This is a genomic window from Microbacterium sp. A84 (assembly GCF_051842815.1).
Classification (GTDB): Bacteria; Actinomycetota; Actinomycetes; order Actinomycetales; family Microbacteriaceae; genus Microbacterium.
This window is the reverse complement of record NZ_JBPXMS010000001.1, coordinates 516,726-530,197: the sequence shown is the minus strand read 5'-3', so window position 1 is coordinate 530,197 and position 13,472 is coordinate 516,726. Positions and strand designations below refer to the sequence as shown.

The following is a 13,472-nucleotide window of genomic DNA, read 5'->3' as shown; positions in this document are numbered from 1 at the left end:
AAAGTCGTTGCCGACCGAAGAGAAACATTACCAGATCTGATCAGGCGCTACGAACCGAGGTGCACCTCGGGCGTGCCGCGGGACTTCGGTAGCCTGAAGGCATGTCTCAGCAGCAGCATCCGGAGGTCGTGCGCATCGCGCGTGACCTCATCCGCTTCGATACGTCTAACTTCGGGGGAGGGAAAGCCGAGGGCGAAAGAGAAGCTGCCGAGTACGTCGGCGCCTATCTGGAGGGCCTCGGACTCGCACCCGAGTACTACGAGCCCATTCCACGGCGCACCAACGTTATGGCGCGCGTTCCCGGGCGTGATTCGAGTAAGCCGGCACTTGTCGTGCACGGACACCTTGACGTCGTGCCGGCAATGGCCGAGGACTGGAGCGTCGATCCGTTCGCCGGAGAGGTGCGCGATGGGATGCTGTGGGGCCGCGGCGCCGTCGACATGAAGAACATGGACGCCATGATCTTGACGTCCGTGGCTGACATTCTGCGCGCGGGAGAACAGCCTGAGCGCGATCTGGTGCTGGCATTCTTCGCTGACGAAGAAAACGGCGGTGTCGAAGGCTCGGCGCTGGTCGTCAAGGATCGACCTGATTGGTTCGCCGGTGCGACCGAAGCGATCAGCGAGGTGGGTGGATATTCGATCACGGTCGATGAACGTCGTGCGTACCTGCTGCAGGTGGGGGAGAAGGCCCTCATTTGGATCCGGCTCGTCGCAAAGGGGCGGGCCGGTCACGGCAGCCGCCTGCATGAGGACAATGCCGTCGTGAAACTCGCCGAGGCAGTCACTGCGATCGGGCGCACCCGGTGGCCGATCCGGCTCACTTCGACCACCAGGGCGCTACTGCAGGGGCTCAGCGACCTCACCGGACGTTCTATGGACGACCCGGATGCTCTTGCCGCGGCATCCGGCCCCGCAGAGGCGTTCCTGCGCTCCACTTTTCGCACGACCACCAACCCGACCGCGCTCACCGCCGGGTACAAGCACAACGTGATTCCCGAGCGCGCAGAAGCTCTCATCGATGTGCGCGTGCTGCCGGGTACCGAAGACGACGTGCTCGCGGAACTGCAGCAGATCGTCGGTGATGACATCATCATCGAAACCGTCGTCCGCGACATCGGCATGGAGACACCTTTCGAGGGAGACCTCGTTGACAGCATGGTGCAGGCGCTGGGGCGTCACGACCCCGGCGTTCCCGTCATTCCCTACCTGCTCGGTGCCGGAACCGACAACAAAGCGCTCTTGACCCTCGGCATCACCGGATATGGCTTCGCCCCGCTCCGACTCCCGGCAGATCTCGACTTCACGGGGATGTTTCACGGGGTTGACGAGCGGGTACCCGTAGAATCGCTTGTCTTCGGTCAACGGGTTTTGACCGACCTCTTGCGCACATACTGATCCAGCCTCGCACCATCCAGAAAGCCTCTCCATGCACCTGCTCGAAGCGCTGTTCCTCGGCATTATCCAGGGACTGACCGAGTTCCTCCCCATCTCCTCGAGCGCGCATCTGCGCATCGTTGGGACCTTCACCGGCTCAGGCGAGGATCCGGGAGCGGCATTCACCGCGATCACCCAGATCGGCACTGAGGCGGCTGTCGTGGTGTTCTTCTGGAAGGACATCACCCGCATCATCGGGCACTGGTTCCGATCGCTCGTCGGCAAACTACCGCGTAACGATCCTGATGCGCGGATGGGGTGGCTGATCATCATCGGCAGCATCCCGATCGTGGTGCTCGGCCTGCTCTTCCAAGATCAGATCGAGACGGTGCTGCGTTCGATGTGGATCGTGGCGATCATGCTGATCGCATTCGGAATTCTGCTGGGTGTCGCAGACTACGTCGGTGCGAAGCGACGAAAGCTCGACCAGATCACCTACCCGCACGGCGTTCTGTTCGGCGTCGCACAGGCGCTCGCCCTGGTTCCCGGCGTCTCCCGTTCCGGCGGAACGATCACGATGGGACTGTTCCTCGGCTACGAACGCGCGGCCGCCGCCCGCTACGCATTCCTGCTCGCAATCCCCGCGGTCTTCGGCAGCGGCTTCTACCAACTGTTCAAGAGCTGGGACGCGCCGGATCAGTACTTCACGATGGGGGAGACCGTCGCTGCGACCGGAATCGCCTTTGTCGTAGCACTCGGCGTGATCGCGTTCTTCATGAGTTGGATCTCGAAGCACAGCTTCCTGCCGTTCGTGATCTACCGCATCCTGCTCGGCGCCACGCTGCTGATCCTGCTGTCGACCGGAGTGATCGCCGGCTAACGCTTGTGGTCGCCCGGCGCGTCGCCGCGGCGACGCAGGTAGCGCTCGAACGCCTGCGCGATTGCGTCACCAGATGCCTCGGGGGAGTCCCAGGTGTCTCTCGTGCGCTCGAGTTGGTGAATGTACTCGGTCATGTCCTCATCATCGGCAGCAGCGGCGTCGATGGATGCTTCCCAGGTGGCCGCATCGGTGCGCAGGCGATCGCGGGGCATGTCGACACCGGTGAGTTCCTCCAGGCGGTCCAGCAATGCCAGCGTCGCCTTGGGCGACGGAGTCGCACTGGCCACGTAGTGCGGCACGCTCGCCCAGAGGCTGGCGGTGGGGATTCCGGCGCGCTCGGCGAAGTGCTCGATAACGCTGAGAATGCCGACGGGCCCTTCGTACAGCGAACGCTCGACCCCGAGCGTCTCGCGCACCTGTTCGTTCGAGCTGGAAGCGAAAATCGAGATGGGCCTCGTGTGCGGCACGTCCGACAACATCGCGCCGAGCGTGATGAAGCCGGTGACATCGTCGCGCAGCGCGACATCGATGAACTCGTTTGCGAACGCCTGCCAGGTGCGGGCGGGTTCGACGCCGGTGAGTAGCCAGAACTCAGGAGATCCGTCCGTCGAGCGCTCTGCCGGACGCCACAGGGCCGCTTCGGGCCAGCGGAGCTCGCGTCGTCCGGTGGCATCCATCTTCGACGACGGGCGCGTGTACTGATAGTCGAAGTACAGCTCTGGATCCACCGAGTGCACGAGTTCGTACTCAACGCTCTCGCGGAGCACTTCGATCGCGGCGCTCGCTGATTCACCGGCATCGTTCCAGCCGTCGAAGGCGACGACGACGACGCGGTCTCCCAGCGCATTCATCGATTTCTCCATCCAAGTTTGTAAATGAGTATCTTTCCAGGCTAGCTGGCGCTCGGCCAGTGTGGGACATGTGCCGGGCTAGCATGGTGAGGTGAGTCAAAAGCCCCGCGCGGTCCTCTGGGACATGGATGGAACACTGGTCGACACTGAGCCGTATTGGATGGCCGCAGAGACGACGCTGGTCGAATCGTTCGGTGGCACGTGGTCACACGAGCAGGCCCTGCAGCTGGTCGGAAACGGTCTGATGGATAGCGCAGCGGTGCTGCGTGCTGTAGGCGTAGACATGCCACCTGAGGCAATCGTCGAGAAGCTCACCGATGATGTGCGCCACTCTCTCGTCACTCAGGGTGTTCCTTTCCGCCCCGGAGCAAAGGAACTGCTGCGGGACCTCCACGCCGCCGGAATCCGGACTGCGCTGGTGACCATGTCGCTGCGGCGCATGGCGCTCAGCGTCGTCGATCTGATCGAGTTCGACGCTTTCGAGCACATCGTCGCAGGTGACGACGTCGAACATCCCAAACCTCACCCGGCCCCGTATCTGCAGGCAGCCGAACTTCTCAAAATCGACATCACGGATGCTCTGGTCATCGAAGACTCCATCACCGGTCTGCGTGCCGGAACCGCCTCGGGTGCGGTCACTCTCGGCGTGCCGCACATGATTCCACTCGATGGCTATGGCGCACACGCGCTGTGGCCAACGCTGGAAGGCCGTACGGCCGCCGACGTCATCGATCTGTACACCACGACAAAGGCTGCACAGGCCGAAGGAGCCCTTCGATGAGCGTCGCATCTGCACGGCCAAGCGGCCCATTCCGCGAGGGTGACCGCGTCCAGCTGACCGGCCCGAAGAATCGTCTGCACACGGTCACGCTGACCGAAGACGGTGAACTGCACACGCATCACGGGGTCCTCAAGCACCGTGACCTGATCGGCCTGCCCGATGGGTCTGTAGTGACGAACAGCTCCGAACACGAGTACCTCGCACTGCGCCCGCTGCTACGAGACTTCGCGATGTCGATGCCGCGCGGCGCGGCGATCATCTATCCGAAAGATGCCGCGCAGATCGTCATGCAGGCCGATATCTTCCCCGGTGCAACCGTGGTGGAAGCTGGCGTCGGCTCCGGCGCGCTTTCTCTGGCGCTGCTGCGTGCCATCGGGCATGACGGCACACTGGTGTCCTTTGAGCGACGTGACGACTTCGCTGAGGTTGCCAAGGCGAATGTCGACACCTTCTTCGGGGAGACGCCAGACACCTGGCGCGTCGTCGTCGGTGATCTGCTCGATGCACTCCCGGCAGAGTTGCCCGAAGGCACTGTGGATCGTGTCGTGCTGGACATGCTTGCGCCATGGGAAGTCATGGATGTCGTTGCGGACGCGCTCACACCGGGTGGTGTGGTGCTCTGCTACGTCGCGACCGCTACTCAGCTCTCGCGCGTTGCGGAATACATCCGCGGCACCGGCCAGTTCACCGATCCGGATGCATCCGAGACCATGGTGCGCGGCTGGCATGTGGAAGGCCTCGCTGTGCGGCCTGATCACCGTATGGTCGCGCACACCGGGTTCTTGCTGACCGCTCGACGACTCGCACCGGGAACGATTGCACCGGAAGTGAAGCGGCGTGCCTCGAAGTCGAGCTATGGCGATGAGGACGTCGAGGCCTGGACGCCAGGAGCGGTAGGAGATCGTGAGATCACCGACAAGAACCTGCGAAAGCGTGTCCGCGAGGCCACCAAGGCCGCAGACGGTGCACGCCAGGCCGCTGCGTCGCGCGATTCCGAGCAGCGTTCGCAATAGACTGGAACGCGTGCGTAAAACGTCTGCCGCTCTGGCCTCACTCAGTCTCGCTCTCGTTGCCCTGACCGGGTGCAGTGCAGCGCCCACTTTCAGCGGAGCCGCGTGCGATCGCGCCGCGTCCACGAGTGGGATCGAAGACATCGCGACGATCACCGGCGATGTCGGCACAGCGCCCGACGTTGAGGTGTTCACACCAATCGGAGCGGGCAAGAGCGCGTTCAACGATCTCGTCGTCGGCGATGGACCCGCGTTGACCAGCCCTACTCAGAGTGCGGTCATCGAGTTTTCGCTCTTTTCGGGAAACACCGGCGAACTGATCGCGGGTACTGCGTACGAGGATGACCAGGCGCAGCTTGTCAGCATCGACTACTGGGCCCAGCGCGTCCCCGCATTCGGTGCGGCGCTTGAGTGCGCCACGGGTGGCAGCCGCGTGCTTGCGGTCATCACCCCCGAAGATTTCGGTGCTGAGAACCTGGCTGGCTTCGAACTGGAAGAGGACGAGTCCGTCATCGCCGTGTTTGACGTGACCAAGACTTTCCCCTCGAGGGCCGATGGTGCGCCGCAGTACAACGACGCAGCCGGCATGCCGACCGTTGTGCGTGCGCCGGACGGACGCCCCGGCATCATCGTGCCCGCCAGCGCAGCGCCCACTGGACTCGAGGTCCAGACCCTTCTCAAGGGCGACGGCGCGAAGATCGCGGAGGACGACCAGGTTCTCGTCAACTACACCGGCGTCACCTGGGACGAGAAGACGGTCTTCGACTCTTCCTGGGATCGCTCGGCGGCCACGTTCGATCTTGCCGGGCTGATTCCCGGCTTCTCACAGGGCCTCGTCGGGCAGACGGTCGGCTCACAGGTGCTCCTCGTGATCCCGCCGGAGCTCGGTTACGGTGAAGCCGGCTCAGGCGCCGTTCCTGCCAATGCGACCCTCGTCTTCGTCGTCGACATCCTCGGCATCAATCCTCCCGCTTCGCCCCAGCAGTGATGGCCGCCCGGATCCCCCCTGAAGAGCGTCAGACGAACCTCGTCGTGGCGCTGATGGCGACGGAGATCGGGCTCACGAAACAGCAGATCCTCGACAACATCTCCGGGTATCGTCAGCGCGCCGAAGCAGGCACGCGTGCGGATGCCTTGGAGAAGATGTTCGAACGCGACAAGGACGAACTGCGCACGCTCGGCGTCCCGATCGAGACGATTGGCGATCCGGGCGACCCAAACGATCTTCGTGAGGCGAGGTATCGGATCCCGAAGGCTGAGTACGACTTGCCGGAGGACATCGAGTTCAGCGCGGCCGAACTCGCCGTGTTGCAGCTGGCAGGCAGCGTGTGGAGCGCGGGGTCTTCCTCCGCTGATGCGCAAGCGGGCGTTCGTAAAATCCGTGCGCTCGGCATCGACGGCGATGAGCCGATCATCGGTTTCGCGCCGCGCATCACAACGCGAGAAGCGAGTTTCAGCCCGCTGCAGGCCGCGATCGAGGACTGCAGAGTCGTCAGCTTCGACTACCTGAAGCCGGGCGAGCAGTCGCCCAGGCACAGGCGTGTGGAGCCGCTCGCTCTGCTTGACTATGAGGCTCGCTGGCATGTCTATGGCATCGACCTTGATGCAGATGATGAGCGCACGTTCCTGCTCAGCCGCATCGTCGGCGATGTTGTTGTGACGAAGAAGGCGTTTGACCCAGGGCTGCGTGATGGTGCCGGTGAACGCGCTTTGGCCGGACTCGACGCGGTGGCGGCGCGCAATTCCGCTCTGCTCGAGATCACCCCTGGCACCGAGGCTGCTCTTCGCCTCGGACGCCGCGCAACGCCGCAGGTGCAGGGCTTCAGCGTGCCGTTCGTCGACCTCCACATCTTTGCCGACGAGCTTGCCTCTTACGGGCCTGAGGTCCGCGTGGTGGAGCCTTCTTCTCTTAAAGACGCGGTGATCGCCCGCCTGACAGCGACGGTCGCCGCTCACCTCGACAGCGTGGGGTCATGATGGCGGAAAAGTCGAGGCTCCCACTGGCCGCGGATCGCGTGCGCGCCTACCTCACACTTGTGCCTTACCTGCTGGAACGTGGACAGGTCTCGCTTGACGAGGCAGCGCGCGAGTTTGACGTCACTGTTGCGGAGATGCGCGGCATGGTCGAAAAGCTTACGGTGATTGGCCTCCCCGGCGAGGGCGGCTACTGGCAGCAGCCCCAGGAGATGTTCGATATCAACTGGGATCTTCTCGATGAGGAAGGCGTCATCGAGATCACAAACGAAGTCGGCCTGCGTCGTGTGCCCCGATTCACCGCACGTGAGGCGGCCGCGCTGCTGGCCGGCCTGCAGATGGTAGCGGCCGTTCCGGCGGTGGCGGGTTCCGGACTTGTGGCTGGACTGCTCGCGAAACTCTCCAGCGCAGCGGCGGATGCACCGGCGGATGTCGTGATCGCGCCGAGCGCGGTCGATCATGTGCGTGACATCGTCTCTGCCGCAGTGAACAGTGGCGTCGCCGTCTCGTTCAGTTACCAGGCACCGGATGCGGCCACCACCACGCGTACGGTCGACCCGGTGCAGGTGCTGATCACGAACGGTCAGTGGTATCTGCAGGGCTGGTGCCATCTGCGCGAGGCGATGCGCACGTTCCATCTCGATCGTGTGAGCGAGCCGGAACTGACGGATATTCCGATCACTCATGCCGATGACCATCTCCCTGATCCTTTCCGCAGCATCGGTGATGACGACGAAGTGAACGTGCGACTTCCGGAGCGGCTCGTGCCGCTCTTGGGTGACTTCGTGCACGCAGACAACTCGGATTCGCATGATGGATATGTCACTGTGCGCATTCGCATGGCGGATCCGCGCGGGATCAAGCGCGTCGCCGGTCGCTTCGGCGGCCAGTTGGAAGTGCGTGATCCGCAGGTCGCGCGTGCGGCCACGCGCGATTGGGCAGCGGCCGGACTCGCGCTCTACGCACACGCTTAGGCAATGTTGCGCAGGTAGACTGCACGAAGACTTCAACCCCTGGAGGGAATCATGGCTGGATTGACCGGTTGGCACCTGCTCGTACTTGTCCTTGTCATCCTGCTGTTGTTCGGCGCTGCGAAGCTTCCGGCGCTTGCCAAGAGCATGGGACAGTCAGCCCGCGTCTTCAAAGGCGAGATGAAGGCCATGAAGGAAGACGACGGCGTAGCCGATCAGGTTGTTGCTGACCCGACGAGCGCCTCGACAACTTCAGACAAGAGCGCAGCGCCAAGCTCTGACGGCAACAAGACGACTTCCTGACGGCCGTGACCGCGATCGACAAGAAGTCGGACGCGAGTGACAAGCCACGCAAAGAACGCCGGATGTCGCTCGGCGCCCATCTCGTGGAGTTGCGTCGGCGGCTGATGATCTCCGCGGCGGCGCTTGTCGTCGCGATGATTCTGGCGTTCTTCATCACTGATCCCGTCATCGATTTCATCACCGCACCGATCGACCGGATAGCAGAGGCGCATCCCGAAGTGAACGTGGGGCTGACGTTCACCACGGTGACGGCGCCGTTCGACCTCCGAATGCGGATGGCCTTCTCGATCGGCATCTTCCTCGCTGCCCCCGTCTGGCTGTGGCAGATCTGGGCATTCATCATGCCGGGGCTGACCCGCAAGGAGATCAAGTACACAATCGGGTTCGTCGTCGCAGCAATCCCGCTCTTTTTCGCCGGATGCTACGTCGGTTCGATCGTTGTCCCGCACGTGATCGAGTTGATGGCGACCTTCACTCCTGAGGGAGCAAACAACCTTTACGAAGGCAAGCAGTATTATGACTTCGCCCTGAAACTGATGCTCGTCGTCGGTGTCTCCTTCGTGCTTCCGGTCTTCCTGGTGGCGCTCAACCTCGCCGGCGTCATGTCCGGGCGAGAGATCCTCAAGGGCTGGCGTGTTGCGATCCTGATCGCGACCGTGTTCGCGGCGATGGCGACGCCTGCTGCGGACGTCGTGAGCATGCTCCTTCTGGCCGGAATCCTCACGGTTCTTTTCTTCGCGGCTGCGGGACTCTCGATGCTGTTCGACCGGCGCAAGAACAAGCGGCTCAAATCCGAAGGCCTCCTCCCGGACGCCGACGTATGACCTCGCCGGCAGAGCGCTATGCCGCTGCGCGTGACAAGGCATCCCATCCCGAGACGGAAGCTTTTGCGGCACGGCAGAAGTTTGATCTCGACCCCTTCCAGATTGAAGGCTGCCACGCTCTGGAACGTGGGCACAGCGTTCTCGTGGCTGCCCCCACCGGCGCGGGCAAGACGATCGTTGGCGAGTTCTCGATCCACCTCGCCATGCAGACGCCGAGAGACAAGGCGTTCTACACCACGCCAATGAAGGCGCTGTCGAATCAGAAGTTCCGCGAGCTCGTGGAGGTGTATGGCGCCGATCAGGTGGGACTGCTCACCGGCGACACGAACATCAACGGCAACGCCAGAATCGTCGTGATGACGACCGAGGTGCTGCGGAACATGATTTACGCCGACTCCGCAGGTCTCGCCGATCTACGGTACGTGATCATGGACGAGGTGCACTACCTGGCCGACCGCTTCCGCGGCGCGGTGTGGGAAGAAGTGATCATCCACCTGCCCTCGGCCGTGCGCTTAGTCTCGCTGAGCGCAACCGTGTCTAATGCCGAGGAGTTCGGCGACTGGCTCGACACCGTGCGTGGCAACACTGAGGTCATCGTCTCGGAGATACGCCCCGTCCCGCTTGAACAGCATGTGCTTGTCCGCAACGACCTGCTGCCGCTGTTCGATGACCGTGCCGGTATCGCCACCGCGACCGTGAACCAGGAACTGATGCGCATCCGCTCGTCGACCGGTTCGCGCTACGACAGCAACAAGCGTGCGCAGTCCTACAACAGCAACCGGCATGCGGGCCGTCAGGGACCACGGCCGAAGCGCGGCGATGGCCGTCCGGCTCGCTCCGCCAACATCCAGCGCATCGAGCGGATGGACCGCCCAGATGTCATCCAGCTTCTCGAGCGCACCAACCTCCTGCCTGCGATCTTCTTCATCTTCAGTCGAGTCGGGTGCGATGCCGCCGTGCAGCAGGTTCGTCGGTCCGGCCTCCGACTGACGAACGCGGAGGAGCGCGCCGAGATCCGCGAGATCGTCGAAGAGCGCACTCGCAGTCTGCAGGATGAAGATCTCGGCGTCCTCGGATACTTCGACTGGCTCGAGAACCTCGAACGCGGCGTGGCCTCGCATCACGCGGGCCTGCTTCCAGCGTTCAAAGAGGTCGTGGAAGAGCTCTATCGTCGGAAGCTCGTCAAGGTCGTCTTCGCCACCGAGACGCTCGCGCTCGGCATCAACATGCCGGCACGCACCGTCGTGCTGGAGAAGATGGAGAAGTTCAACGGCGAGGCACGTGTTGCGATCACATCGGGGGAGTACACCCAGCTCACCGGGCGCGCCGGTCGTCGAGGCATCGACGTCGAGGGCCACGCGGTGGTGCAGTGGACCGAGGGGATGGATCCTCAGGCAGTTGCGGCACTGGCATCCCGGCGCACATACCCGCTGAATTCGAGTTTCCGGCCGACATACAACATGGCGGTCAATCTGATCGATATGTTCGGTCGCCCCAGAGCCCGTCAGGTGCTGGAGTCGTCGTTTGCCCAGTTCCAGGCGGACCGTGCAGTCGTCGGCCTTGCGCGTCAGGTACGCGAGGCCGAGGAGTCGCTGTCCGGATATGTCAAGGCGATGGAATGCGAACACGGGGACTTCCTCGACTACGCCGGCATCCGCCGCGAGCTCAGCGACCTAGAGAAGAAGAACAAACAGGATTCTCATGCGCCGCGCGTCGCACGAGATAAGCGTCTCAAACGGATGCAATCGCTGCGCACGCGGATGCAGCGCCACGGATGCCATGGCTGCCCAGACCGCGAATCTCACGCACGCTGGGCTGAGCGCTACTGGAAGCTCAAGCGCCAGACCGACCGCACTCGCAAGGAAATCGATACCCGCACTGGCACTGTCGCGCGGGTATTCGACCGCGTCGTCGAGGTGCTGGCAACTTTGGACTACGTCACTGGAACCGGAGACGAGATCGCACTGACAGACGCCGGCCGGACGATGCGTCGCATCTACGGAGAACGTGACCTGCTGGTGGCGGAATCGCTGCGACAGGGCCTCTGGAAGGGGCTGGATGCACCGTCGCTTGCCGCGATGGCCTGCTGTCTCGTGTACGAGCCGCGTCGTGATGAAGCCAACTCGGGAGAGCGCGGTCTGCCGCGTGGCGCCTTCCGAAGTGCGTACGAGAAGACCACTGACCTGTGGGCTGAACTGGATGATCTCGAGCAGCATTATCACCTGCCCGGTTCGGAGCCCCTCGCGGCCGGTCTTGCCGGTGCTATGCACGCCTGGGCGCGCGGTGCGCTCCTGGATCGCGTGCTGATCGACGCAGACATGGCGGCCGGCGACTTCGTACGCTGGGCAAAGCAGACGATCGACCTCCTTGACCAACTGTCGATCGTCGCCGAGGACATCACGATCGCCCGCACGGCACGTCAGGCATTGGATGGCGTGCGGCGCGGCATCGTCGCCTATTCGACGATGTGAGAATGAGACGGATGCCAATTCCCGCTGCCGACCCTGTCCATCGACTCCGACCGCGACCGCGACCGTTACTGCCGCTGTGGCTGGCTGTACTGGTGGCCGCGCTTGCGGGATTCCTGATGGATCTTGCCTATCCGGCGGCGAGCGTCTGGTGGCTGGCCTTCCCGGCCATCGCGCTGCTGCTGCTCACGCTGATCGGTCGAAGAGCAGGGGGCGCGCTCCTGGTCGGTCTCGTCTACGGCGGGGTGTTCTTCTTGCTTCTGGTCTCGTGGACGAGTCGCTACCTCGGCGTCATACCCTGGGCTGCACTCGCATCGGTCGAGGCAGGGCTGACCGCCGTGGCAGTGATTCCGATCGCGTTGGCGTATCGCTGGCTGCCTCGCGCCTTCCCTGGGGTCACAGGACGCCTTGTGGTGCTTCCTGCGGTCGTCGCAGCGCTGTGGGTGGGCAGAGAGCTGTTCCTCGGTTCCTGGCCCTACACAGGCTTCCCCTGGGCCAGGCTCGGAATGACGCAGTCGGAGAGCCCCTTGGCCGCGCTCTCCTCATGGGTAGGCGTGAGCGGGCTCAGTTTCCTGATGGTATTCGCCACGGCGATGCTGATCGAGAGTGTGCGTCTGCGGCTCTGGCAGCGACCGCTGCGTCTCATCGTGCCGGCCGCCCTGGTGCTCGTGCTGCTCGTGACGCCGGCTTTCCCGACGGCTACCGCGGGCACGATGCGCATCGGCGCGGTACAGGGAAATGGTCCCACCGGATATTTCGACGAGCGGGAACCGTACTCGGTGATCCAGGCGCAAGTGGATGCCACTGAGCCTCTGATCGGCCAGGACGTGGATCTGCTGGTGTGGCCAGAGGGCGGACTGGATTACGATCCGTTCCAGGATGCGTCGCTCGCGCGCAGGATGACGATGCTCACCACGCGTATCGACGCGCCTCTGCTGGCGAATGCGGCGACAGCGCGCGGGGATGAGTACTTCAACACCTCGATGCTGTGGACGCAGGACGGTACTGCCGAGCAGACGCACGACAAGCGATACCCGGTGCCGTTCGGTGAGTACGTGCCGGACCGCGAGTTCTACAACGCGATTGTGCCCGACCTGATCGGCCTGATCGGGCGGGAGTATTCCCACGGTACGAACCCGCCGTTGATCGATGTCGATGGGGTCCTGGTGGGGCTGGCGATCTGCTTCGACGTCATCTATGACGACGTCATCGCGGAAGGCGTGCACGGGGGCGCTCAAGTGCTGGTGTTCCAGACGAACAACGCCGACTTCCGCGGAACCGACGAGAATCTTCAACAGCTTGCATTCGCTCGCATGCGGGCGATCGAAACGGGCCGAAGCGTCGTCAACATCTCCACCGTCGGCACGAGTCAGATCATCCAACCGGATGGGACGACGGTTGCGTCCCTGAACGCCGATGAGGCCGGAGCCATGCTCGAGGATGTCGAGCTTCGCTCCGGCCTCACGGCGGGGGTTGTCCTTGGTCCCTGGCTGCAGCAACTGCTGCTGTGGGGAGGACTGGGCGCGCTCCTTTTCGGGTGGTGGCGCGCCCGTCGTCGACGCTAGACGCCGACCTTCGCTCCACCGGCTCCGCGACGCGCGCGGATAAACGCCAGGCGCTCTTCGAGGAGCTCCTCCAGTTCATCGCGGCTGCGACGCTCGAGGAGCATGTCCCAGTGGGTGCGTGGAATCTTCACGTCAGTGGCATCCGGAGTGATGGTCTTGCCATCGACAACGAGTACTGCCTCAGCGTTGCAAGTGCGGCATTCCCATTTCTGCGGCGGCTCAGCGTCGGCTGCGAACATCAGCGTGGTCACTTGACCACACTCGTCGCACTTATATGTGGTCTCGCGGCGTTCCATGAAAACGACGCCCTCTTCGCTCTGTAGGCTTTGGGCGCCGAGTCGGATGCCGCGCAGGCTGCGATCTGCCATTTTGTGGTCCTCTCGTCGCTGTCAGGTATACCGGTCTCGTCTGTGCGCCCGCTCAACGTGCGCGGATTCCCGGCGGTATTCACAGGCGAATCCCAGTCCTG

13 protein-coding genes are annotated in these 13,472 nt (G+C 63.5%); 11 read left to right on the top strand and 2 right to left on the bottom strand.

Annotated elements, in window-relative coordinates; translation table 11 throughout:
- Positions 1 to 101 precede the first annotated feature (101 nt).
- Both ACSU04_RS02675 and ACSU04_RS02670 read left to right on the top strand, forming a co-directional pair.
- Complete coding sequence (locus ACSU04_RS02675) at positions 102 to 1,397, top strand: M20/M25/M40 family metallo-hydrolase (RefSeq protein ID WP_439288351.1); 1,296 nt, start codon at positions 102 to 104, stop codon at positions 1,395 to 1,397.
- A gap of 31 nt (positions 1,398 to 1,428) precedes the next feature.
- Positions 1,429 to 2,256: an undecaprenyl-diphosphate phosphatase gene (locus ACSU04_RS02670; RefSeq protein ID WP_439288350.1), complete on the top strand. Its 828-nt coding sequence runs from the start codon at positions 1,429 to 1,431 to the stop codon at positions 2,254 to 2,256.
- Here ACSU04_RS02670 and ACSU04_RS02665 read toward each other — a convergent pair.
- Positions 2,253 to 3,107, bottom strand: a complete 855-nt coding sequence (locus ACSU04_RS02665) for a PAC2 family protein (RefSeq protein WP_439278277.1) — start codon at positions 3,105 to 3,107, stop codon at positions 2,253 to 2,255. The genes ACSU04_RS02670 and ACSU04_RS02665 overlap by 4 nt on opposite strands.
- 91 nt (positions 3,108 to 3,198) lie before the next feature.
- Between ACSU04_RS02665 and ACSU04_RS02660 the strand changes: the two genes are divergently transcribed.
- The 9 genes from ACSU04_RS02660 (at position 3,199) to lnt (ending at position 13,003) form a co-directional block, all read left to right on the top strand.
- The gene (locus ACSU04_RS02660) at positions 3,199 to 3,888 is read left to right on the top strand and encodes an HAD family hydrolase (RefSeq protein WP_439288349.1); all 690 of its coding nucleotides are present in this window, start codon (positions 3,199 to 3,201) and stop codon (positions 3,886 to 3,888) included.
- Complete coding sequence (locus tag ACSU04_RS02655; RefSeq protein WP_439278275.1) at positions 3,885 to 4,901, top strand: tRNA (adenine-N1)-methyltransferase; 1,017 nt, start codon at positions 3,885 to 3,887, stop codon at positions 4,899 to 4,901. Before ACSU04_RS02660 ends, ACSU04_RS02655 begins: the two co-directional genes overlap by 4 nt.
- A 10-nt stretch (positions 4,902 to 4,911) precedes the next feature.
- The gene (locus ACSU04_RS02650; RefSeq protein WP_439288348.1) at positions 4,912 to 5,886 is read left to right on the top strand and encodes an FKBP-type peptidyl-prolyl cis-trans isomerase; all 975 of its coding nucleotides are present in this window, start codon (positions 4,912 to 4,914) and stop codon (positions 5,884 to 5,886) included.
- Positions 5,886 to 6,875 (top strand): helix-turn-helix transcriptional regulator, encoded by a 990-nt coding sequence (locus tag ACSU04_RS02645; protein WP_439288347.1) that lies wholly within the window; start codon positions 5,886 to 5,888, stop codon positions 6,873 to 6,875. Before ACSU04_RS02650 ends, ACSU04_RS02645 begins: the two co-directional genes overlap by 1 nt.
- The gene (locus ACSU04_RS02640) at positions 6,872 to 7,846 is read left to right on the top strand and encodes a helix-turn-helix transcriptional regulator (protein ID WP_439288346.1); all 975 of its coding nucleotides are present in this window, start codon (positions 6,872 to 6,874) and stop codon (positions 7,844 to 7,846) included. The genes ACSU04_RS02645 and ACSU04_RS02640 overlap by 4 nt, the downstream gene beginning before the upstream one ends.
- Before the next feature lie 48 nt (positions 7,847 to 7,894).
- Positions 7,895 to 8,146 (top strand): twin-arginine translocase TatA/TatE family subunit, encoded by a 252-nt coding sequence (gene tatA, locus ACSU04_RS02635; RefSeq protein ID WP_439289412.1) that lies wholly within the window; start codon positions 7,895 to 7,897, stop codon positions 8,144 to 8,146.
- A gap of 62 nt (positions 8,147 to 8,208) precedes the next feature.
- Positions 8,209 to 8,970 carry a twin-arginine translocase subunit TatC gene (gene tatC, locus ACSU04_RS02630; protein WP_439289411.1) on the top strand — a complete coding sequence of 254 codons (762 nt, stop codon included), beginning with the start codon at positions 8,209 to 8,211 and terminating at the stop codon, positions 8,968 to 8,970.
- The gene (locus ACSU04_RS02625; protein WP_439288345.1) at positions 8,967 to 11,441 is read left to right on the top strand and encodes a DEAD/DEAH box helicase; all 2,475 of its coding nucleotides are present in this window, start codon (positions 8,967 to 8,969) and stop codon (positions 11,439 to 11,441) included. Before tatC ends, ACSU04_RS02625 begins: the two co-directional genes overlap by 4 nt.
- Before the next feature lie 2 nt (positions 11,442 to 11,443).
- Positions 11,444 to 13,003, top strand: coding sequence for an apolipoprotein N-acyltransferase (gene lnt / locus ACSU04_RS02620; RefSeq protein ID WP_439288344.1), 1,560 nt, complete (start codon positions 11,444 to 11,446; stop codon positions 13,001 to 13,003).
- Here the strand turns inward: lnt and ACSU04_RS02615 are convergent.
- A complete protein-coding gene (locus tag ACSU04_RS02615; protein WP_439278268.1) occupies positions 13,000 to 13,371 on the bottom strand; it encodes an RNA polymerase-binding protein RbpA in 372 nt (123 codons plus the stop codon). The two genes, lnt and ACSU04_RS02615, sit on opposite strands and share 4 nt — an antisense overlap.
- Positions 13,372 to 13,472: the final 101 nt, after the last annotated feature.